The organism is Brevibacterium sp. JSBI002, from assembly GCF_026013965.1.
Taxonomy (GTDB): domain Bacteria; phylum Actinomycetota; class Actinomycetes; order Actinomycetales; family Brevibacteriaceae; genus Brevibacterium.
The window spans coordinates 3,459,200-3,479,646 of the sequence record NZ_CP110341.1 but is presented as its reverse complement, the minus strand read 5'-3'; the positions used below and the strand labels follow the sequence as shown (position 1 = coordinate 3,479,646).

At 64.8% G+C, this 20,447-nt stretch carries 20 protein-coding genes and 2 pseudogenes; 8 read left to right on the top strand and 14 right to left on the bottom strand.

Going from position 1 to position 20,447, the window contains the following annotated elements:
* Positions 1 to 78: 78 nt before the first annotated feature.
* The 8 genes and pseudogenes from LJ362_RS15730 to LJ362_RS15700 form a co-directional block, all read right to left on the bottom strand.
* A pseudogene (locus LJ362_RS15730) lies at positions 79 to 819 on the bottom strand (glycine betaine ABC transporter substrate-binding protein); the annotation flags it as partial.
* Between the two features lie 18 nt (positions 820 to 837).
* A complete protein-coding gene (locus LJ362_RS17010; protein ID WP_320109182.1) occupies positions 838 to 981 on the bottom strand; it encodes a hypothetical protein in 144 nt (47 codons plus the stop codon).
* 265 nt (positions 982 to 1,246) lie between these two features.
* Positions 1,247 to 1,429 carry a methylated-DNA--[protein]-cysteine S-methyltransferase gene (locus LJ362_RS15725; protein ID WP_413774260.1) on the bottom strand — a complete coding sequence of 61 codons (183 nt, stop codon included), beginning with the start codon at positions 1,427 to 1,429 and terminating at the stop codon, positions 1,247 to 1,249.
* A 167-nt stretch (positions 1,430 to 1,596) separates the two neighbouring features.
* Positions 1,597 to 1,770 (bottom strand): annotated as a pseudogene (locus LJ362_RS15720) (hypothetical protein); the annotation flags it as partial.
* Between the two features lie 201 nt (positions 1,771 to 1,971).
* Complete coding sequence (locus tag LJ362_RS15715; protein WP_264799959.1) at positions 1,972 to 2,877, bottom strand: glycine betaine ABC transporter substrate-binding protein; 906 nt, start codon at positions 2,875 to 2,877, stop codon at positions 1,972 to 1,974.
* A 54-nt stretch (positions 2,878 to 2,931) separates the two neighbouring features.
* On the bottom strand, positions 2,932 to 3,831 hold the full coding sequence (locus tag LJ362_RS15710) for an ABC transporter permease (RefSeq protein ID WP_264799958.1): 900 nt from the start codon (positions 3,829 to 3,831) through the stop codon (positions 2,932 to 2,934).
* Entirely contained in the window at positions 3,831 to 5,141 is a 1,311-nt protein-coding gene (locus tag LJ362_RS15705; protein WP_264799957.1) for a quaternary amine ABC transporter ATP-binding protein, read from the bottom strand. Before LJ362_RS15705 ends, LJ362_RS15710 begins: the two co-directional genes overlap by 1 nt.
* 351 nt (positions 5,142 to 5,492) lie before the next feature.
* On the bottom strand, positions 5,493 to 6,302 hold the full coding sequence (locus tag LJ362_RS15700) for an alpha/beta fold hydrolase (RefSeq protein ID WP_264799956.1): 810 nt from the start codon (positions 6,300 to 6,302) through the stop codon (positions 5,493 to 5,495).
* Positions 6,303 to 6,350: 48 nt separating this feature from the next.
* Here LJ362_RS15700 and LJ362_RS15695 point away from each other — a divergent pair, with 48 nt between their 5' ends.
* A complete protein-coding gene (locus LJ362_RS15695) occupies positions 6,351 to 7,220 on the top strand; it encodes a type I 3-dehydroquinate dehydratase (protein WP_264799955.1) in 870 nt (289 codons plus the stop codon).
* Between the two features lie 83 nt (positions 7,221 to 7,303).
* Here the strand turns inward: LJ362_RS15695 and LJ362_RS15690 are convergent, their stop codons facing one another.
* Positions 7,304 to 7,603, bottom strand: a complete 300-nt coding sequence (locus LJ362_RS15690; RefSeq protein ID WP_264799954.1) for a DUF4235 domain-containing protein — start codon at positions 7,601 to 7,603, stop codon at positions 7,304 to 7,306.
* Between the two features lie 247 nt (positions 7,604 to 7,850).
* Between LJ362_RS15690 and LJ362_RS15685 the strand changes: the two genes are divergently transcribed.
* A complete protein-coding gene (locus LJ362_RS15685) occupies positions 7,851 to 8,051 on the top strand; it encodes a hypothetical protein (RefSeq protein WP_139468999.1) in 201 nt (66 codons plus the stop codon).
* Between the two features lie 105 nt (positions 8,052 to 8,156).
* Here the strand turns inward: LJ362_RS15685 and LJ362_RS15680 are convergent, their stop codons facing one another.
* Positions 8,157 to 9,044, bottom strand: a complete 888-nt coding sequence (locus LJ362_RS15680; protein WP_264799953.1) for an aminotransferase class IV — start codon at positions 9,042 to 9,044, stop codon at positions 8,157 to 8,159.
* Entirely contained in the window at positions 9,041 to 10,144 is a 1,104-nt protein-coding gene (locus LJ362_RS15675; RefSeq protein ID WP_264799952.1) for a VIT1/CCC1 transporter family protein, read from the bottom strand. The genes LJ362_RS15680 and LJ362_RS15675 overlap by 4 nt, the downstream gene beginning before the upstream one ends.
* A 505-nt stretch (positions 10,145 to 10,649) precedes the next feature.
* Here LJ362_RS15675 and LJ362_RS15670 point away from each other — a divergent pair.
* Complete coding sequence (locus tag LJ362_RS15670) at positions 10,650 to 12,599, top strand: M28 family peptidase (protein WP_264799950.1); 1,950 nt, start codon at positions 10,650 to 10,652, stop codon at positions 12,597 to 12,599.
* Complete coding sequence (locus LJ362_RS15665; protein ID WP_264799949.1) at positions 12,536 to 12,781, top strand: LPXTG cell wall anchor domain-containing protein; 246 nt, start codon at positions 12,536 to 12,538, stop codon at positions 12,779 to 12,781. Before LJ362_RS15670 ends, LJ362_RS15665 begins: the two co-directional genes overlap by 64 nt.
* Before the next feature lie 214 nt (positions 12,782 to 12,995).
* Here LJ362_RS15665 and LJ362_RS17005 read toward each other — a convergent pair whose 3' ends face one another.
* Positions 12,996 to 13,184, bottom strand: a complete 189-nt coding sequence (locus LJ362_RS17005) for a hypothetical protein (protein WP_320109181.1) — start codon at positions 13,182 to 13,184, stop codon at positions 12,996 to 12,998.
* On the opposite strand from LJ362_RS17005, the gene LJ362_RS15660 reads away from it, so the two are divergent.
* The 3 genes from LJ362_RS15660 (at position 13,096) to LJ362_RS15650 (ending at position 16,663) form a co-directional block, all read left to right on the top strand.
* Entirely contained in the window at positions 13,096 to 13,623 is a 528-nt protein-coding gene (locus LJ362_RS15660; protein ID WP_320109178.1) for a DUF3817 domain-containing protein, read from the top strand. The genes LJ362_RS17005 and LJ362_RS15660 overlap by 89 nt on opposite strands.
* A 54-nt stretch (positions 13,624 to 13,677) precedes the next feature.
* A complete protein-coding gene (locus LJ362_RS15655; protein WP_264799948.1) occupies positions 13,678 to 15,480 on the top strand; it encodes a flotillin family protein in 1,803 nt (600 codons plus the stop codon).
* Between the two features lie 274 nt (positions 15,481 to 15,754).
* Complete coding sequence (locus tag LJ362_RS15650) at positions 15,755 to 16,663, top strand: cation diffusion facilitator family transporter (protein ID WP_264799947.1); 909 nt, start codon at positions 15,755 to 15,757, stop codon at positions 16,661 to 16,663.
* Positions 16,664 to 16,723: 60 nt separating this feature from the next.
* On the opposite strand, the gene menC is transcribed toward LJ362_RS15650, so the two are convergent.
* Positions 16,724 to 17,848 carry an o-succinylbenzoate synthase gene (menC, locus tag LJ362_RS15645; RefSeq protein WP_264799946.1) on the bottom strand — a complete coding sequence of 375 codons (1,125 nt, stop codon included), beginning with the start codon at positions 17,846 to 17,848 and terminating at the stop codon, positions 16,724 to 16,726.
* Between the two features lie 173 nt (positions 17,849 to 18,021).
* Between menC and LJ362_RS15640 the strand changes: the two genes are divergently transcribed.
* Complete coding sequence (locus LJ362_RS15640; RefSeq protein WP_264799945.1) at positions 18,022 to 19,032, top strand: FkbM family methyltransferase; 1,011 nt, start codon at positions 18,022 to 18,024, stop codon at positions 19,030 to 19,032.
* Positions 19,033 to 19,187: 155 nt separating this feature from the next.
* Here the strand turns inward: LJ362_RS15640 and LJ362_RS15635 are convergent, their stop codons facing one another.
* Positions 19,188 to 20,360: a M20 family metallopeptidase gene (locus tag LJ362_RS15635; protein WP_264799944.1), complete on the bottom strand. Its 1,173-nt coding sequence runs from the start codon at positions 20,358 to 20,360 to the stop codon at positions 19,188 to 19,190.
* Between the last annotated feature and the right edge of the window lie 87 nt (positions 20,361 to 20,447).

The window sequence follows — 20,447 nt, the reverse complement described above, 5'->3', positions numbered from 1 at the left end:
AGCGGGAACGGCGGCCGCGCAATGTCCGTGCTCACTGCGGTGCGTCGGGACTCGGTTCTGCCCGATGAGCGCAGCGGCTCAGTCGGTGATCTCGGAGTCGAAGGCCTTCGGATGGTCCTTGACCCACTGGTCGACGGCGTCGCCTTCCTGGCCCTCTTCGTATTCGTTGACGATGAGGTCCTCGAGCTCTCCGTACGTCTTGTCGTCGAGCTTGATCCCCTTGATGAGCTCCGACGCCTCAGGGAACTCGTCGCTGAAGCCCTCGGTGCCGAGGAAGTGCATCTTCTCCGGATCGCCCATGGCATTCTTCGGATCCTTGAGCTCCTTGACGTCATAGGCGTTGTTCGCCCAGAACGGACGCCACAGGGTGACCACGATGTCGTCCTGCGCATCGATGGCATTGCCCAGCTCTGCGAGCATGGCCGGGGTCGAGGAGGTGACGAGTTCGAAGTCCTTCTCGAGGTCGTAGGCAGGCATCATCGAATCCTTCGTCACCTTGGTGAGACCGGCCCCGGGCTCGTTGCCGACGATCTTGCCGTCGAACTCGTCGGCATTGTCCTTGAGCTCATCCATCGAATCGATGTCGACATGGTCGGGCACGACGATCGTGTTCTGCGCCTTGTCGTAGTAGGTGCTGATGTCCTCGATCTTGTCGCCGTACTCATCCATGTACTGCTTGTGGGTCTTCTCCGGCCAGGCGGAGGGGTAGATGTCGATGTCGCCGTTCGCCACTCCCGCATAGAGGATCGCGGCCTCGGAGATCGTCTCCAGCTCTGGCTCGTAACCGAGCTTCTCGAGCTGGTCCTCGAGCAGGAACGCGGTGCTGCGGCTGTCGGATCACGTAGAGATGTAGCCGATCTTGATCGTGCCCTTTTCGCCGTCCGAGCCCGAGTCCTTGCCGGCTTCCTGGGAACACCCGGTCAGGGCGAGGCCCAGGGCCGCGCAGGCGGCGACGACGGTGGTGATTGTGTGTGACTTCATCAGTTTCCTCTTCGTAGTGGCTGCCCGAACGAGGAGGTGCTGCCGACACTGGCAGCCTCTGTCGTCCGAGCAGGAACTTGTGAACGCAGGATCTTTTGTGATCACAAAATCTGGTATGGCTATGTAATCACAGTATTCACTCAACTTCCACCGGTTCAACGAACGTATCCGAGCGGACTGTGTCCCGAATCCGCACGATTGCAGGCCGGCGCGACCGGCAGAATGCACGCGCGAACTGCGGAATGCCGGCGCGGCCTGCAGAATGTCAGAACAGCGGCTGGGGCAGGGCGTCTTCGAACTCGAGGAGGCGCCGCTTGGTCTCGAGCTCGTGCCCGGGCAGCCCGCCCGAATACCCGCCGAGTCCGCTACCTGCGACAACACGATGGCAGGGGACGATGATCGGGATCGGATTGAGTCCCATGATCCCGCCGACGGCACGGGCCGGGATCCCGGTTCCGCTCGCCTCGGCGAGCTGTCCGTAGGTGACTGTGGTCCCCGCGGGACTTCTTCGGCCAAGGTCGTCAAAACGGTCCTCGCGACGTCCGAGACCTGACCGAAGTCCACGGGCAGGTCGAAATCGCCGAGGCGGCCGTCGAAGTACGCACGCACCTGGGCGACCGCCTCAGCGAGGATCGGATCCGAGGCGGCGGCCGCCTCGGCGGGGATCGGATCGGCGGCGTCGCTCGCATCGGCGGATCTGTGCCATTCGAGCCGCACGATCGACCGGCCGTCGCTTGTCACAGTGAGGGGTCCGACGAAGGTGTCGACGGTTGCCGAATCGGTTGCCATGGGATGTCCTCCGTTCGGGCCCGCGCACCGAGCACGGTGTCAACGGCGATTCTCAGCCGAGTCTACTCATACAGCTGTGCCCTCCCGACTCGTCCGAGTCGGGAGGGCACAGCATTTCATGACCGCACGCCGGGCAGTGGGGAAGCCCGCAGCTGAGGCGACGATGTCGTCCTCAGTGCGGCTGCTGCCGCGGCGACAGAATCACTCCTCGTCGGGCAGTTCACCTTCGTAGGCATCGGGGTTGGCCTTCAGCCACTCGGCGATGGCCTTCTTGCCATCATCCTTGTGCTTGTTGACGACCAGGTCCTCGAGGTCTCCGTACTGCTTGTCATCGAGCTTGATCTTGCCGATGTAGTCGGCGGCATCGGAGAACTCTTCACCGAAGCCCTTGGTGGCTGTGAAGTGGAGCTTCTCGGGATCACCCATCGCACCCTTCGGGTCCTCGAGGTCCTTGACCGGGTACTCGTTGTTGGCCCAGAACGGACGCCACAGGGTGACGACGATGTCCTTCTCCGCTTCGGTCGCATTGCCGAGCTCGGTGAGCATGGCAGCAGTCGACGAGGTGACGAGTTCGTATTCGCCGTCGAGACCGTATTCCGGAATCATCTCCTTGGTGGCCTTGGTCAGACCGGCACCGGGCTCGATTCCGATGATCTCTCCGCCGAAGTCCTTGCCCTTGCCCTTGAGGTCCTCGATCGAGTTGATGTCCTTCATGTACTTCGGGACGGCGATCGTGAGGACGGCGTTGTCGTAGTACGCGCCGAGGTCTTCGAGGTCGTCACCGTATTCGTCGATGTACTGCTTGTGCGTGACCTCGGGCCACGAGGACGGGTACATGTCGATATCGCCGTTGGCGACACCGGCGTAGAGGACTGCGGCGTCGTTGAAGGTCTCGGTTTCGACGTTGTAGCCCATCTTGCCCAGCTGGTCTTCGAGCAGGAGCGAAATGCTCTGACCGTCGGTCCAGCCGGTGACGTAGCCGAGTTTGATGTCGCCCTTGTCGCCGCCTTCGTCACCGCCCTTCGACGCTTCCTGCGAGCAACCGGTCAGGGCAAGGCCGAGGGCTGCGACTGCAGCGACGATCGGGGTGAGGAATCTTCTCTTCATTGTGTGTTCCTTTTCTCTAGTGATCGACTATTTAAGACTGTGTGGTTCATAGACTCAGGCCGCTGTCGCAGCCGTCTTCTTCTTCGCGCCGCGACGACGCATCCCCGCGACGAGCGAGTGTGGGTAGTCCTTCGCGTTGCCCAGAGCGGCGGTGACGCGATCGAGGTAGACCGCGATGATCACCACGCCGAGTCCGGCTTCGACACCGAGCGGCAGGTTCTGGGTGGCGATCGCTTCGACGACGTTCTTTCCGAGTCCGTCGGCGCCGACCATGCCGGCGATGACGGCCATCGCCAGTGCGAGCATGATGACCTGGTTGATGCCGGCCATGATCGTCGGCGTGGCCAAGGGCAGCTGGACTCCGCGGAGGATCTGGCCGGGAGTCGCACCGAAGGACTGTCCGGCTTCGACCGTCTCCGAGTCGACCCCGCGGATGCCGAGCTCAGTGAACCGCACGCCCGGGGGCAGAGCGAAGATCACCGTTGCCACCAGGCCGGGAACGACGCCGATGCCGAAGAAGGTGACCGCCGGGATGAGGTAGACGAATGCCGGCATCGTCTGCATGAAGTCGAGGATCGGTTTGATGACCGCCGAGGCTCTGTTGCTGCGCGCGGCCAGAATGCCGACCGGGACGGCGATGATGATGGCGATGACCGCGGCGATGATGATCAGCGCCAGGGTCTGCATCGCGGCCACCCATTGGTCCATCGTCATGATGAAGAACAGGGTGATGAGCGTGCCCACGGCCATCTGCCACGAGCGGAAGATCCAGCCGATGAGCGCCAGCAGAATGATGATGACGAGCGGGTGGAGGTCGACGAGCACGTCGGTGAGGACCTCGATGAGGAAGTTGAACAGCCAGGTGACGGCGTCGAAGAACCACGCGACGTTGTCCTTGAGCCAGTCGAAGACGGTGTCGACCCAGGCTCCGATCGGAATTCTGATGTTCTCCATCAGCGCTCACTCCTTTCACCGGTGGCCCGCGGTGCGACGGCATCATCACCTTCGGCGAGTACCTGGTCGATGATTCCGGTGTCGACCGGCTCGGGCCAGTCTTCGACAGCGGCTTCCGTCGAGGCCTCGTCGTTGCCGTTCTGCGTGCCGAGCGCAGCGAGCAGGGTGGCTCGGGGGACGACGCCGACGAGTTCGCCGTCTGCGTCGGTGACGGGCACCGGCAGAGGCATCTCCGCGGTCGGGAGGAAGAGATCGATGAGCAGGTCGTCCGGTGAAGCGGGGTGGGCGACCGGCTTGATGATCTCGTCGAGAGTCGTGGCACCGGTGCGGATGTGTTCGATGCAGTCGCGGTCGCTGACGAGGCCGAGGAACTTCCGGTCCCTGTCCGTGACGTACACGCCCGAGACGCTGTTCTCGCGCATGGTGCGCAGTGCGACTCGGGGGCCGTTCTGATTGCTCACGGTCTGCCGCGCCTTCTCCATGACGTTGTTGGCAGTCAGCACGCGTGCCCGGTCGACGTCGTGGACGAACTGTGCCACGTAGTCGTTGGCGGGGTCGGTGAGGATGTCCTCCGGGGTGCCGACCTGGACGATGCGACCGTTTCGCATCACCGCGATCCGGTCACCGAGGAACATCGCCTCGTTGAGGTCGTGGGTGATGAAGATGATGGTCTTCTTCAGCTCCCGCTGCAGTTCGACGAGCTGTTCCTGCATCTCGCGCCGGATCAGCGGGTCGAGGGCGGAGAAGGCTTCGTCCATGAGGAGGATGTCGGTCTCTGCCGCCAGCGCGCGGGCCAGGCCGACGCGCTGCTGCATACCGCCGGAGAGCTGCTCGGGGAACTTGTCGCCCCAGCCTTCGAGGCCGACAGCCTTGAGCCAGCGGTCGGCAGCCTTGTCCCGCTCCGCCTTCGCGACACCGCGGATCTCGAGCGCATAGGCGGCGTTGTCGCGGACGGTGCGGTGCGGGAGCAGCGCGAAGTGCTGGAACACCATCGAGATGTGTTCGCTGCGGACCTTGCGCAGTGCGGCCGAGTCGATCTTCGCGATGTCGGTGCCCAGCACCTCGACGGATCCGGCGGTGGGTGCCCAGAGTCCGTTGAGAGTGCGGATCAGGGTCGACTTGCCCGAGCCTGACAGGCCCATGACGACGAAGATCTCGCCGGCCTCGACTTCGAAGCTCGCGTCGATGACGGCGGCCGTTCCGAGTTTCGTCAGATCATCACGGTCGGCGCCCTCTTCGAGTCGTTTGACGACCTCGTTTTCACGCTTTCCGAAAACTTTGTAGACGTGTGACGCTTTGACAACGCTCACGTGCTTCCTCCTTGCATTCTTGGCAGTCCGCAAGAACGAGAGGCTTCACCCCCGTTTACACGGTTCGGTGCTCGCAGATCAGATCCGAAGAGCTCAATTGCGCACGCGCCTCACCGCACACGGATGTCTGATCCACCATTGTAGTTTTGTTCAGGGTTTTCGGTAGAGATCTTGTCGGGATTATGCGGCGCGTCACCCTTGACTGACCGTCTGACCTGGGCAAACAGATGATGGTGCGTTACTTGATTGTTATAATCATCGATTGGAGCATGTAGGTGTGTCGTTAATGGATTTGCTACCGGATATGGGATTTTGATGCAGTAGGCGGCCTTGCTTTCACGATTTCTGCCTTCAGGATTTCTGCAGCGATTCCGTGAGGAAGCGGATGACAGCCGGAGTGACCACCTCGGCGAATTCTTCGAAGAATCCGTGTCGGCCTTCCGGCAGAATGCGCAGCTGAGATCCGGGGATGCGCTCGTGGAGGATTCGGGCATTCTCCACCGGGTTCATCCGATCGGCATCGCCGTGCATGATCAGCGTCGGGGCGGAGATCTCGGGCAGCCGGTCCCAGGCATTGTGATTGGCGCTCACACGCAGATGGGCGGATGATTCGGCGGCCGTCATCGTGTCGTCGCCGAGCATCTTGCTGTACTCCGCCGATACCGTCCATTCGGGGGTGTAGAAGAGGTCGAAGAGGTACTGGGTATGCTCATCACCACGCAGCCTCGCCAGTGCCTGGCCGACCTCACGGGGACGCTTGACGGCATGCGTCCCGCCGGGAGAGGTGCACCCGAGGACGAGAGCGCTCACCCGCTTCGGATGGTTGAGTGCCAGCATCTGCGTGATGCGCCCACCCATGGACGTGCCGTAGACCGCGGCCCGGTCCACACCGAGGTGGTCGAGCACGTCCGCGGCGTCATCGGCGAAGCTCGCTGTCGACAGTTCCCCGAGCTCACCCCGGCTGCCGCCCGTTCCGCGATAGTCGAACGTGATCGTGCGGAAGTCCGATTCGAAGTCCCCGCGCAGATCGTCCCACCACGCGTGCGAATTCGATTGGCCCTGCAGGAGGAGCAGGGCGGGAGCGTCCTCCGGCCCGCTGACCTGGATTTCAAGGGGGAAGCCATCGCGTGCGCTGATCCTGTCCACCCGCGTCGTCTCCACCCGTGTCCTCCTACCTGCGCGCGCCTGGTCACCGCCTACGCTTGAGAAATGAAATCATTGCCGTTCCTCAATCCTGCCGCAGGATCGCCCGCGGTGCGCAATCCTGGGCGACCTGCCGTCATCGTGCCGACACAGGCGATCGATGCAGATGAGCTCACTGCCGAATGCGCCGCAGCCGCTGCGACCGGAATCGTCGACGCCGTCGAATGGCGCATCGATCCTTTGCTCGTCGTCGCCTCCGGTTTCGCGCAGGGTGGGGTGCACAGGAGTGTGCACAGCCTCGCCGGGGCGGCCCTTCGTCTGCTTCCGCGTGCACTCACAGCGGGGCTGCCGATCCTCCTGACCGTCCGCACCGGTTTCGAGGGAGGGCAGGTGGAGATCATCGAGGATGACTACGCCGAGGTGGTGCGGGAACTCATCGCCGGGGTCGCCGACGTCGAGGCGGACGCCGGAACTGCTGCCGGCACCGGTCCCACCGGCACCGCCGCCTCGGGCGTTCCCGTGGCCATCGACGTTGAGATCGATCGGGCCGAGTCGGGCTCCCTCATCGCCTCGGCGCGGGAAGCGGGCGTGCCCGTCGTCGCCTCACACCACAATTTCGAGTCCACGGATTCTGTCGAACGCCTGCTGAAGACGTTCGCAGAGATGAGCGAGGCCGGTGCTGATGTGGCCAAGGTTGCGATGATGCCGCAGGCGCCGGCCGATGTTCTGCGTCTCCTGGAGGCGACGGCCGCGGCAGATGCCTCGCTGCCGGTTCCCGTGCTCGGAATCTCGATGGGTCCATTGGGCCGGACGAGCAGGATCATGGGCGCCGACTTCGGCAGCTGTGCCACTTTCGCGCAGATCCGTCTGGCTTCGGCGCCGGGGCAGATCGAGGCAGCAGTCCTCGCCGAGATCCTCGACCGCGTCACCGGCTGACCGCAAGAGAAGAAGCGGCCCGCGAAGCATGCGCTTCGCGGGCCGCTTCGCTGCTGCAGAAGCAGCAGAAGGTCAGCGGAAGATCAGTCGGTGGCCTCTTCGATCTGCTTGCGGAACTTCTTCGGCAGGGCCTCATCGCCGAAGTTGTTGCGCACGGTGTTCGCGGCGATGCGCTGAACTACGAGCTGAGCCACGGCCACACCGACACCGGAGACGATCGTCCAGGCCAGGGCCTCGGACATCGAGATCTCGTCATCGACGGGGTTCGACGGCGCCGGGCGCTTCGTCGACTTCTCCCACGCGAAGGTCAGGGTCTTGCGAGCGACGAATGCAGCTGCGATAGGCGCTCCCACGCCGATGATCTGCCAAGCGAGCTTTCCCATGCTCGTGTCCTTTCCTTTGAACATTGAGTCCCACGACTCTCACGAGACGCGGGAACGTATTCCGTCGAAGTCAACACTAACGCAGGACGATGCGCGCGAGGCCACCCGAGATTGAACGAGGTCGAGAAAGTTCGCTCATTTCATACTTTTGGGGGATGTGCCCGGCAGACCGGGGGAGATAGCGTGAGAGCACGCTTCGATCGGGCAAGGGAAGGTCTGGGTCGAAACGTGAAGAGAAAGGCACACGATGCTGAGGAAGTGGAAGACGCGCGTCGTCACCGGACTGTTCGTCTGTGGCGCCCTCGGATTCCTGCTTGCGCTGCTGCCGGGAATGTCCGGCGTCTTCTGGCCGGTGTGGCTGATCAGCTGCGCCGCCTGCATCCTCGGGCTCGTTCTCGCCTTCACTCTCCCCTCGGCGAAACCCGCCGACGCTCTGCCCCGAGCCTGAGGGCTCGGGGCAGCGCATCCCCGAAGGCGCCCAGAGTCCGGCTACCCCGGGGCAGCGCATCCCGAAGGCGCCTGCCGCCGCTCGGAGCCGGCGGCTCCCGCGGCCTCACCGTCCGCGGATGATCTCCTGGAACCGGTCAGTCAGAGTCTGATCAACTGAGATCGCGTTCCCGTCGAGTTCGCTCAGCGCGACCGCCGTGCGCATCGACGAGACGTACCAAGCCCCATCCGCCGCCTTGACGTCGTCGAGGCTCAGGTCGGCATATTCGGCGCTCAGGCCCAGTTCCTCCGCATGATCGAAGATGAGGCGCTGCGTCGTTCCCGACAGCAGGCCCGCCTCCGGATTCGGAGTGAGCAGGTGGTCGCCTCGGCGGATGATGAGATTCGCGGTCGGTCCTTCGAGCACGATTCCGTCATGGGAGACGAAAAGCGCCTCATCGGCGTCATTGGCCGCGGCATAGCGGCCGGCGGCCTGATTGACCGCATAGGACAGAGTCTTCGCGCCGATGAGCAGCCACGGTGCCTTGCTGCCGATATAGGCGTCGAATCCGCGGTCGAGGCTGACGGCGGTGACACCGTGCTCCCGAGCTGTACGGATGTGGTCGTCCACGGGCACGGGAAAGGCCCATCCGCGGCTCCGGAACGCGCCGTTCGCGTCCTGCTCCCCGCGGGAGAGGGCGTAGCGGATCCCGAACTCGACATTCTCGGGATCGGCGGCGGCCACCTCGGCGATGAGGGAATCGATGACCCGATCCCACAGGCCTTGGTCAGGATCGGGCAGATTCAGCGCCGAGGCGGACGCGCGGAACCGGGTGAAGTGCCGTTCTCGTGACACCACGGTGGCACCGTGCGCACCCACGCTCACCAGTACGGTTTCGAAGATCCCATCTCCGCGATGAGCGGAGAGGTCCGTGACGGGCAGTTGGGCGGAAGGCAGGTCGGTGAGTTCGAACGTGCCGGTGGCGGGGTCGACGAGGATGAGCGGATCGGTCATGCGGTACCTCCGAAGAGCAGGCCGAGGGCGTAGGTCACGGCGGCGGCACCGAAGCCGATGCCGAGTTGGCGCAGAGCGCGGGGGCCGGGCGATTTGCCGGAGAGCAGGCCGACGATGCCGCCGGTGAACAGCAGCGCGATGCCGACGAGGCCGGCGGACACGAACACGGCGGGCAGTCCGGACATGCCGAAGATGTACGGCAGGATCGGGATGAGCGCGCCGGAGGAGAAGAAGCAGAAGCTTGAAAGGGCGGCGCCGAGGCCGGTGCCCAGTTCGTCGCGGTCGACTTCGGAGTCGAGGTTCGGCAGCCTCGGTGCCTGTTTGTTCTTCGCCGCCGCGATCGTGCGGTTGGCGCGGGCCTCGGCTTCGCCGGCTTCCATTCCGCGGGCGCGGAAGACGAGAGCGAGCTCGTTGGCGTCGATGTTGAGGTCGGCCAGAGCGTGCCGGGACTCGGGATCCGGAGTGGAGGCGTCGAGGAGTTCGCGCTGGGAGCGCACCGAGATGTACTCGCCGGCTCCCATCGACAGGGCTCCGGCGAGCAGTCCGGACACGCCGGTGAGCAGGATGACGGTGTTCGAGACTCCAGCCGCGCCGACACCGAGGACGAGGGCGAGGTTCGACACCAAGCCGTCGTTGGCACCGAAGACGGCGGCACGGAAGTTCCCCGACAGGCGGGCACGGGAACGGGCGGCCAGGGCACGGACCACCTCGGCGTGGATACGTTCGTCGGCAGCCATCTCGGCCGAGGCGGCTTCGTCTTCGTCGTACGGCGAGCTCGTCTCGGACTGCTGAGCAAGGGCGAGGACGAACACGGAGCCGAACATGCGGCCGAGGAACGCCAGGCAGCGGGTGACGAGATCGGCGGAGCGGCGCTTCTGCGCGTGTTCGCCGAGGAGGGAGATCCAATGTTCCTGATGCCGGGATTCCGCTGCGGCGAGGCTGAGCAGGATCTCACGGTCCTCGCCCTTACGGCGTTCGGCGAGGTTGCGATACACCCGTTCCTCGAGCCGTTCGTTGGCGAGGTAGCGTTGCCAGCGGCGAATGGTCCGCCGGTCGGGCGCGGCGGGCGGAGTCGCTCCCGGAGAGTCGTTGGTCGTCACTGGTCAGAGTCTAGTCGTGTGGTCTGATTGCGGCAGGGGTGGGCGGCGGTCTGCGAGGGAGACGACGGTTTGAGGTGCGCGACAGAGACGGTGGTTGGGGGTGAGCGGTGGGGTGTGCGGGGCGGGCCCCGGGCGGGGCCGGGATACCGCGGGAATGACCGGTGGTACGGCCGCAGCTGCCGCAGAGAATCCGCATGTGAACCGCAGGTTGTCCGCGCTTACGAAACCAATCAGTGACCGGTTGTTATCAATTCGTAACATGAAAGGCTGCTGAGGTGCGTTAGATTAATGACCAATGTGAGTTGTGTCACCGTTTCGTTATAGAAGCATGTGATTCGTTACCAATGGCGAATCATGGCGAAGCGTCAGAATCGAGCTTCCCCGTAAGTGCAGCCGAAGATGGGCCGACACCGGTATGGCCGAGGAGTCATACCGTGGCGGTCGCTTCCGGTGCGCCGTCATGTGCGATTCCTCTGGACACAGACAAAGGAGCGAAAGGAACTCCATGAAGTTGCGCACGAAGAGCTGGCTGGCGGTCACCGCCACGGCCGGACTGGTCCTCGGCGGAGTGAGCCCGGCACTGGCGACGGGCACCGCGGGACCAACTGAACACACCGATATGGGCGTCAACGGCGACGCCGTGATGGAGCATCTGCAGAAGATCTCCGATATCTCCACCTCGCACGCGGATGAAGGGTTCCGTGCGCTGGGTACGCCCGGCTACGAAGAAGCCGTGGAATACGTCGAATCCACCCTCGAGGCGACCGGCGCATTCGATGTGAAGCGTCACGCATTCGACGTCGAGAGCCAGGATTTCGGCACCGTCGACGTCAAGGTCGACGGAGAGACAGTCAAGGTGGCGACCGCCTCATATACAGAGGGAACGACCGCGCCGCTGACCGATCTGCCGGTGGTGCTGCCGGTCGATGACGACAACAGCGATCTTGCCGGCGGACAGCTCGGCTGCCAGGCGAGCGACTTCGATGACAGCGCCGAGGGCGCCCTCGTGCTCGTGTCCCGCGGCGAATGCGCCTTCGGTGACAAGACCAAGGCCGCCACCGAGGCCGGTGCTGCGGCGGTCATCATCTACAACAACGACAAAGCCAATCCCGACGAGGAGCTCAACGCCACCCTCGGCGAACGTATGGAGGGCAGCGCCCCGACGGTGACGGTCACCTACAACGTCGGCACCGAGCTCCTTGAGAAGGTCGAAGCCGCAGGCGCCGAGGCCGGCACCGAATCCGGCAGCCAGACCGACGCCGAGGCAGGACTCGGGCAGGGTGCCGACGAAGCCGATGAGGCCGATGAGGCCGAAGGAGGTCAGGCAGAGGCACAGGAAGCCGCGGCCCTGACTGCCGACTTCACGCTCGAGACTGAGTTCGTCACCGAGACGACCTGGAATGTCATCGCCGAAACCAAGGCCGGCGACCACGACAACGTCCAGATGTTCGGTGCCCACCTCGACGGCGTCGAAGAAGGTCCCGGAGTCAACGACAACGGCTCGGGATCTGCCGCACTCCTCGCTTCGGCCGAAGCGCTCGCCGAGCAGCCGACCGAGGTCGACAACGCCATCCGCTTCGGCTGGTGGGGCGCAGAAGAGGTCGGACTCGTCGGTTCGACCGAGTATGTCGCGAGCCTCGGCGATGCCGAGTTGGGCAAGATCAAGTCGTACATGAACTTCGACATGATCGGCTCCGACAACTACATCGTCGGCACGCTCGACTCGGACGGCTCCGATGTGCCGATCCCCGACGGCGTCAACGTCCCCGAAGGCTCGGCCGAACTCGAGAAGGTCTTCACCGACTACTTCGCCGATATCGACCAGCCCAATGTCGGTACCGACTTCTCCGGACGCTCGGACTACCAGGCGTTCATCGACAACGGCATTCCGGCCAGCGGTCTGTTCTCCGGCGCCGACGGCACGAAGACCGCCGAGGAAGCCGAGATGTTCGGCGGCACCGTCGGTGCGAAGCACGACACGAACTATCACCAGGCCACGGACACGATCGAGAACGTGAGCAAGGAGTCCATCGACATCTTCGCTCCCGCCATCGGCTTCGCCGTCCACACGCTGGCCTATGACCTCACCGACGCGCCGACGGATCCTCCGACCGATCCGACGACTCCGCCCACCGATCCCACTGATCCGCCCACGGAGACGCCGACCGAGGCTCCTGAAGAGCGAGCTCTTAGCATCGATCCGAAGACGATCGAGGCACCGGACTTCGTCAGTGAGAAGGGAGTCCAGGTCGCGGCCACCGGCTGCACCGCCGACACCACGGCGACGATGACGGTGACCCCGAACAACGGGAAGATCGAGAAGTTCGAACAGACTGCCGAGGTCGCGCCGACGGTACTGCCCGATTCGGAGTCCGCGGACTCGATGCATCGATGGTCGACAGCTACATCGGAACCTACGACGTCGCCGTCGACTGCGAAGGCGGAGATCCGCTGACCGGATCCTTCGAGGTCGTCGCCGAAGGTGACGGACCGGGAGCCGGTGACGGAGGCAACGGTGGCGGCGGAGGAGACCTGCCGCGCACCGGTAACGAAGCCCTGCCGCTGATTCTGTCGGCCGGAGCGCTCATCGTGCTCGGTGTGGCGATGACGCTGGGTTCACGCCGCCGCCGCAACTGAGCGGCAGCCGAGACGACGTGCCCTGATCGGCACGAGCGGCCCGATGCGGGTCGGTGACTGGACGCGGTCACCGGCCCGCATCGGGCCGTTGCCGTCTGCGAAGATGACGATGGCTGCGGTGCGGATACGACGGCGGACGGATGACGAGGCTGAGCCTGCCCTGAACCAGATCTGAGATCGAGCGACTCACCTGGCGGCGCCCCTCAGGGGGCGTTCACCTTGTCCGGGCACAATGGTCTTCTGTGACTCCCAAACGTTTCTTCACCTTCTTCGCCATCGCCGAGACCGTGACCTGGACTCTGCTGCTGATCGGCATGTTCCTCAAGTACGTCACCCACACCACCGAGGTGGGGGTGCGGATCGGCGGCGGCATCCACGGCTTCATCTTCATCTGCTTCGTCATCGCCGTCATCGGCGTCGGCACTTCGCAGCAGTGGAGCAAGCGCCGCATCGCCACGGGACTGGGATCGGCGATCATTCCGTATGCCACGATTCCCTTCGAACGTTCGGTGGAGAAGACCGGGTCCCTCGAGGCGATTGGGGTCTGGGTCGCAACGGCCGCACCCCGCAGACCTGGTTCGAGAAGCTCACCTCGTGGTGCATCCGCTTCCCATGGGCGGCCATCGGCATTGGCGTCATCTTCGTCGTCCTCGTCTTCTCGGGTCTGCTCATCGCCGGACCGCCATGGGAATGGGGCAAGTGAACGTGATCACTGCATTAGTGGTGTGAGGGAAGGTTTCCACCGCGCGGTTGACATTCAGGGCGGGCCGCCTCGGCGAGATTCTGCCCTTCAACGCGAGGGTTTCCACCCTGTTGCGTGCCAGTGGGCTGGCCTAGGATGAAAGGGGCCGGCCGGCGATCGGTCGGCACATCCCACTGCGATGAAAGGCCCACTGATGGACCTGCTCTTAGGCGCCGGAGGAATCGGCGTCCTCGTGATCATCATCCTGATCGCGCTGTTCGTGATCCTGCGCTCCTACAAGATCGCCTCACCGTCCGAGGCGCTCATCATCACCGGTCGGAACGCCTCGGGCGCTTCGGGAACCGGTCGCATCGTCATCGGGGGTCGCTCGGTCGTCTATCCGATCGTGCAGAAGGCGTTCATCCTTTCGCTGTCCTCGCGGCAGATCTCCGTCGAGATCGACGGCATCTCCATCAACGGCATCGCCCTGCGTCTGCGCGGTGTCGCCCAGGTCAAGGTCGGCGGCACCGAGGATGATGTGCGCAAGGCCGCGCAGCGTTTCCTCGATCAGCAGGACCAGATCGACCACTACTCGAAGGAGATCCTCTCCGGCACCCTGCGCGCCGTGGTCGGCACGCTCACCGTCGAGCAGATCATTCAGGACCGCGCTTCCTTCGCCGCGCAGGTGCAGGAAGAGTCCGCGCACTCGATGAACAATCAGGGCCTCATCATCGACACGTTCCAGATCTCGGCCGTCGAGGACGAAGGCAGCTACCTGCGCGACTGGGGTCGCCCGCAGGCCGCCGAGGTGGCGAAGAACGCCGCCATCGCCGAGGCGAACGCTGGCCGTGCTTCGGCCGTCGAGCAGGCGCAGCAGAACGAAGAGACTCAGAAGCAGCAGGCGCTCACCGACCAGGCGATCGCCGAACAGCAGCAGCAGCTGGCGCTGCGCAGGGCCGCGCTGAAGGAAGAGGCCGATCAGCGGCAGGCCACGGCAGACAACGCCGGCCCGCTGGCCGCGGCGGCCGAGAAGCAGAAGCTGCTGGAGAAAGACCGGATCGTGGCCAAGGAGGCCGCGGAGCTGCGCGCCGAACAGCTCGACGCCGAAGTGCGCCGCCCGGCCGACGCCGAACGCTACCGGCAGCAGGCCGCGGCCGATGCCCGCGCCTATGAGATCGAGGCACAGGGTCGAGCCGAGGCCGCCGCCGAGCTCCACCGTCGGTCGAAGGACGCCGAGGCCATCCGCCTCGAAGGTGAAGCCGAAGCCGATGCGATTCGTGCCCGTGGTGAAGCCGAAGCCGAGGCGCTGCGTGCACAGGCCGAGGCCTACAAGCAGTTCAATGACGCGGCCGTGCTGTCGAAGGTGCTCGAGGTGCTGCCCTCGGTCGCCGCGGAGCTGGTGGCGCCGTATGCGAACATCAAGGATCTCTCCATTGTGTCCACCGACGGCGAGTCGAAGCTCGCGAACTCCGTGTCGAACAACCTCTCACAGGTCCTCGAGGTCGTGCGCGGAACGACCGGTGTCGACCTCACAGACCTCGTGGCCAAGGCGAAGCGCTCCGGCGGAGCTGGCTCGAGTGATGATGGTTCGGGCGAGCCCGGCGGTTCTGGCGGGACCGGTGCTTCTGGCGGGACCGGCGGTTCCGGGGGGCCCGGTGCTTCTGGCGGGGCCGGCGGTTCCGGGGGGCCCGCTTCCGGTGGTTCGTCAGGGGCGGGCCGCTCCTCGGACGAGATCGTCGACGGGGTCGTCGCGGACGATGCGTCGGCCGGACAGCGATCGACAGGCACGGGATTCGACCCGAAGGCCTTCCTCGATGACAGCGGCGTCGACCTCGACCGGATCGGAGACGAGGTGAAGAAGGCCACCGGCTTCGACGTGCAGGCCTACATCGATGAGGCGAAGCGCCGCCTCGACGAGAGCGGTGCAGGCGCGGCCGGAGCAGATGCGGCAGACATCTCCGACAGCGATGAGCCCGGCGACGAACAGGACGACGACGGCAAGGGCGCTCAGGGCTGACCGCCGCCCCAGGCGAAGGGCGCCCAGCTCACGCAGGCAGCGGCCGCCGAGGACATCCTCGGCGGCCGCTTCTTTCGTGGAGCGCGCCATGGGGCCGACCGGCAGGGGTCTGGTGTGCTCTGCGGGTGATCCACCTCGATTTCCCGAACGATTCCAGGTGGATCCACCCGCAGGGGACGCAGTCGGGGTCTGATCTGCTCCGATTCTGCGTTGAGGTCGAGCAGATGCATAAATAAATGTGCATATGTTAATATGTTGAGTCGAGGAGGTATCTATGGCTCACGATCATGCGCATGGTTCGGGTTCGCGGCGGCAGCTGCGGATCGTCTTCGGCATCGTCGCGACGATCTTCGTGTTTCAGCTCATCGGCTCGGTGGTCACGGGCAGTCTCGCGCTGCTCATCGACACCGGCCACAACGCCGTCGATCTCATCGGCATCGGCATCGCACTCTTCGCGGCGAGCTTGGTCAGCAAGCCGACGGGTGGGCAGAAGACCTGGGGGTTCCGTCGGGCGGAAGTGCTCGCGGCCGGTGCCCAGGCGACCCTGCTGCTGGGGCTCGGCGTCTACAGCCTCATCGAAGGCATCCGGCGATTCTTCGTCCCGCCGGAGGTGCCCGGACCGGGCCTGCTGCTCTTCGGCGCCATCGGCCTAGTCGGCAACCTCGTCTCCATCGTCATCCTCAGCTCATCGAAGGAAGACTCCCTCAACCTCAAAGCGGCGTTCCTCGAGGTCATCGCCGATGCGCTCGGCTCGGTGGCCGTGATCTTCGCAGCTCTGGCGATCTGGCTCTTCGGTTGGGACCGAGCCGACGCCGTGGCCGCCCTGATCATTGCGGCGCTAATCGTTCCCAGAGCGTTCGCCATCCTGCGCGAGACTGGATCGATCCTGCTCGAAGAGGCGCCGAAGGAGCTCGACCTCGACAAGGTCCGCGAGCATCTCGAGGTAGTCGAGCATGTGCAGGAAGTCCACGACCTCCACATCACCCGCATCGACTCGAACCTGCCAGTGCTCACCGCTCATGTCGTTCTCGCCGACGAATGCTTCTATGACGGGCATGCACCGCGCATCCTCAAGGCTCTGCAGGAATGCCTGACGGAGCACCACAAGATCGCGATCGAACACTCGACGTTCCAGTTCGATCGGGCGAAGGACGCCGCCGAGGAGACTCACACCCACGACTGAGGCGGCCCACCCTGCCGGTCGGTGACTGGTGACGGGAGGGCCGCCTCGGCGGGTCTTGTCCTACTGTCCGGGCAGGATCTCCACTGAATCCGTGCGGAAGCGCTCGAGCTTCTCCGGATCGATGGAGACGCCGAAGCCGACGCCGGTGGGCACGTCGACCTTGCCGTCGTACATGACGATCTCCTCAGTGATGTCCTCGTGGAAGAACCGATTCGAACCGGAGATATCGCCGGGCAGGGTGAAGCCCGGCAGCGAGGCCAGCGCCGCATTCGCCGCCCGCCCCAGACCGGTTTCGACCATTCCGCCGTGCCAGACGGCGACGCCGTGGGCGGCGGCGAGATCGTGGATCTTCTTCGCCTCGATGAACCCGCCGACCCGTCCGGGCTTGATGTTGATCACCGAGGTGGCGCCGAGCATGATCGCGTCCGCGGCAGCCTCGGCGGAGACGATCGACTCGTCGAGGCACATCGGGGTGTCCATGAGCTTGGCGAGCTCGGCGTGCTGGCGGATATCGGCTTCGCCGAGGGGCTGTTCGATGAGCAGGAGACCGTAGTCGTCGAGGCGGCGCAGGTGTGCGGCGTCGACGAGTGTGTAGGCGGCGTTCGCGTCGACCTGGAAGCCGAAATCGTCGCCGAAAGCCTTGCGCACCGCGGCCACCGGGGCGATGTCCTTGCCGGGTTTGATCTTCAGCTTGATCCGGGCATACCCCTCTTCAAGGTAGCCGCCGATGACCTTGACGGTCTCCTCGACGGAATCCTGGATGCCGACGGACACTCCTGAAGGCACGGAGTCGACCACTCCGCCGAGGTAGTCCTTGAACGACTGCTTGTTGAGCTTGAGCTGAGCCTCGATGACGGCCATCTCCAGAGCCGACTTAGCCATCGGGTGGCCGATGACATGACGCAGGTGCCAGCCGACGGTCTCCGCGGTGAGATTCTCGACTTCGAAGAGCAGCGGTGCCAGCCAGCGGCGAGTGACATCGATGCCGGCGGCCACATACTCGGAAGAGTAGAGCGGAGAGATCATCGCCACCGACTCGCCCCACCCGGTGACCTCACCCTGCGGGGTGTCGAAGACAGCCTCGACGAGGTAGCAGTCCTTCTCCGTCTCCCTCATGAACGAGGTCTCGAACGGAGTGACCAGCGGGATCGAGACTTGGTGGAGGGTGACTGACTTGAGCTTCATATGCCGGGCTCCTGCTTCGCGACGGGGCGGATGGGTCTTCGCCTCCACCTTATGCCAGTGTTCCGCAAAGAGGCGGCGAGTATCGCGAATCAGGTCCGGAAGAACCCTGGAGCGGCGGGCCGGCGATTGATAGTGTGAACAGAAGTCTTCCTGTCAGCAAGGGGGCCACCGTCGTGAACGATCACCTGCGCACTTTCACCGCGCGCAGACAGTCCTGGTTCGGCCTCAAGCTGCCGGTCAAGACCGCCCTCGCACAACCTGCGCTCCACCCTCTGCTGCGAACGATCGCGCCCCGGATCAGAGGGCTCAAAATCGGTCGCCTTCCCGCCCCCATCGAACTCACCGAAATCCGCGGAAGAGCGGGCGGAGCGGACTTCATCCTTGTCGAGCCCTTCCGCTGCGAAATCGCCAAGGAGTTCTACTGGGGAAGGGGCAGACGCACCGAACCCGAAGACGCGTTCGCCCTCGACCTCATGGTCGCGCTCAGCGCCGATGCCGACGTCTTCCTCGACATCGGCGCCTACACCGGGGTCTTCACCATGGCCGTCCTCGCCGCGAACGAAAATGTGCGCGCTCACGTCTTCGAGATCATCCCCGCCGTCGTCGCAGGTGTGGAGAACAACGTCGAACGCAATGGCTTCAACAGCCGCGTGACCGTCCACCCGACCGGGGTCGGCAGCCCCGACACCTGGATGAAGGTGCCCATCGGGGACGGGGGATCGGCGCTGCCGTCGTTCTACTCCTCCGATATGCACTTCGATTCCGACGCCGAGGTGCGCTTCACTTCTCTCGACGCGCTCCTGCCCGAGGTGCTGGCCGAGGCGTCGGGACGCGATGCGCAGTCCCACGCCGGGGAACGTGTTCCCGACGTTTCAGGTCGGGGCGAGGCACCGCGCGTGACGGTGAAGATCGACGTCGAAGGCGGTGAGAACGACGTCTTCGCTCACGGGCAGGACTTCCTCGCCGCGCTGCACCCGGACATCCTCTGCGAAGTCCTCGATGACCGCGCGAAACCGAGGGAGCTCATGGGCCACCTCGGCGAGCACGGCTACCACTACTACCTCGTCGGCGAAGATCGACTAATCGCGCGGACGACGATTCGGCCGGATCCTCACCTGCGCGACTGGCTGTTCACGCTGAAATCACCGGATCAGATGCGCGCGGCGGGTTACCCGGTCGACTGAAGTCCTGCTGCCGACAGTCAACTGTGCGCAGATTGCACATTTTCGGCTCGAAACTGGCAATCTGCGCACACTTAACTACGGAGGGAAGGCCCCGGCGCACTGTCGGTGTCTGGGAACTACGGCAGCAGCGAAAGGCAGCAGCTCGCCGCTCCGCTTCAGCCCTGCAGCTGATCGGCGATGAGAGCGGCCAGCAGCGCGGTGCGCGGAGCGATCTCGTCGACGACGGCGTGTTCGTGTTCGGCGTGCGCCCCATCGCCGACGGCGCCGAGACCGTCGAGAGTGGCGATGCCGTCACCGGCGGTGAAGTTCCCGTCCGAGGCGCCGCCCACGGACACTCCCTGCGGCGCGGGCAGCCCGAGTTCGCCGGCGAGGACCGTCGCCCGCTCGAAGAGCACAGCCGACTGCTCAGGTTCGAACGGAGGCCGGTTGATCCCGCCGAGCACCTCCGTCGTCGAGCCCTCCACCTGCGGCTTCGCAGCCAACTCACGGATCTGCGCATCCACTCGTTCAAGCTCAGCCGCAGTCCGCGCCCGCACATCGATGTCCACCCGGGCTTCGGCCGGTACGGTGTTCGACGTGGTCCCCGCGCTGATCACGGTCGGCACGACCGTCGTCCCGGCCTCGGCGTCGGCGAGACCCGCCACCAACGGCAGAGTCAGGGCCAGGGCCATGCCTGCGTTGATGCCCTTCTCCGGTTCGAGGCCGGCGTGCGAGGCCTTGCCGGTGAACTTCAGCACGTAGTTGCTCGTGCCTTTGCGCTCGAGTTTGAGTGCCCCGCCGGCGCTCGCCTCCATGACGAACACGGCCTTGGCATCGGCCGCCTCGGCGCGGATGAGGTCCGACGAGGACACGGATCCGATCTCCTCATCACCGGTCACGAGGATCGACAGACCGTTCAGCCCTCCTTCGCCGAGGTGGTCGGCCACCATCGCGGTCGCGTGCACGCTCATGATCGCCCCGGTGAGCATGTCGAAGCTGCCGGGACCGCGGAGGATGCTGTCCTCGGTGGAGAACGGGATACGTTCGAGGGTGCCGTGCGGCCACACCGTGTCCTGGTGGTTGAGCAGGACGACACGGGCCGGCCCGGTGCCGAAGCGCAGACGCAGGTGGGCGGTGCCGTCGACCTCGAGCAGTTCCGCCTCGGCGCCGAGGCGGTCCCCCAGGAGCGCGGCGAAGTCCCGTGCTCCTGCGGCCACGGCCTCCTTGTCGTGTGATGGGGTTTCGATGGAGATGACCCGTTCGATGTCGGCGAGCATGTCGGGCAGACGTCGCTTCGCCTGTTCGACGAAGTCAGCGGACAGGGGTGCAGATGATGTGGTCGAAGTCATAGGGCGAGTCTACGGAAGGCCGGTTGCCGGCATTGCAGGTGTCCGGATGGTGTGATCGACGGACGACCAGCTGCGGCACCAGATGTG

Excerpts from the sequence above, each read along its gene's own strand:
- LJ362_RS15655 (WP_264799948.1), top strand. The coding sequence starts at position 13,678 with ATGGACCTGCTCTTAGGCGCCGGAGGAATCGGCGTCCTCGTGATCATC.
- LJ362_RS15650 (WP_264799947.1), top strand. The coding sequence starts at position 15,755 with ATGGCTCACGATCATGCGCATGGTTCGGGTTCGCGGCGGCAGCTGCGG.
- menC (WP_264799946.1), bottom strand. The coding sequence starts at position 17,848 with ATGAAGCTCAAGTCAGTCACCCTCCACCAAGTCTCGATCCCGCTGGTC.
- LJ362_RS15685 (WP_139468999.1), top strand. The coding sequence starts at position 7,851 with ATGCTGAGGAAGTGGAAGACGCGCGTCGTCACCGGACTGTTCGTCTGT.
- LJ362_RS15670 (WP_264799950.1), top strand. The coding sequence starts at position 10,650 with ATGAAGTTGCGCACGAAGAGCTGGCTGGCGGTCACCGCCACGGCCGGA.
- LJ362_RS15690 (WP_264799954.1), bottom strand. The coding sequence starts at position 7,603 with ATGGGAAAGCTCGCTTGGCAGATCATCGGCGTGGGAGCGCCTATCGCA.
- LJ362_RS17005 (WP_320109181.1), bottom strand. The coding sequence starts at position 13,184 with ATGACGAAGCAGATGAAGATGAAGCCGTGGATGCCGCCGCCGATCCGC.
- LJ362_RS15660 (WP_320109178.1), top strand. The coding sequence starts at position 13,096 with ATGTTCCTCAAGTACGTCACCCACACCACCGAGGTGGGGGTGCGGATC.
- LJ362_RS15715 (WP_264799959.1), bottom strand. The coding sequence starts at position 2,877 with ATGAAGAGAAGATTCCTCACCCCGATCGTCGCTGCAGTCGCAGCCCTC.
- LJ362_RS15695 (WP_264799955.1), top strand. The coding sequence starts at position 6,351 with ATGAAATCATTGCCGTTCCTCAATCCTGCCGCAGGATCGCCCGCGGTG.
- LJ362_RS15710 (WP_264799958.1), bottom strand. The coding sequence starts at position 3,831 with ATGGAGAACATCAGAATTCCGATCGGAGCCTGGGTCGACACCGTCTTC.
- LJ362_RS15635 (WP_264799944.1), bottom strand. The coding sequence starts at position 20,360 with ATGACTTCGACCACATCATCTGCACCCCTGTCCGCTGACTTCGTCGAA.
- LJ362_RS17010 (WP_320109182.1), bottom strand. The coding sequence starts at position 981 with ATGAAGTCACACACAATCACCACCGTCGTCGCCGCCTGCGCGGCCCTG.
- LJ362_RS15680 (WP_264799953.1), bottom strand. The coding sequence starts at position 9,044 with ATGACCGATCCGCTCATCCTCGTCGACCCCGCCACCGGCACGTTCGAA.
- LJ362_RS15665 (WP_264799949.1), top strand. The coding sequence starts at position 12,536 with ATGGTCGACAGCTACATCGGAACCTACGACGTCGCCGTCGACTGCGAA.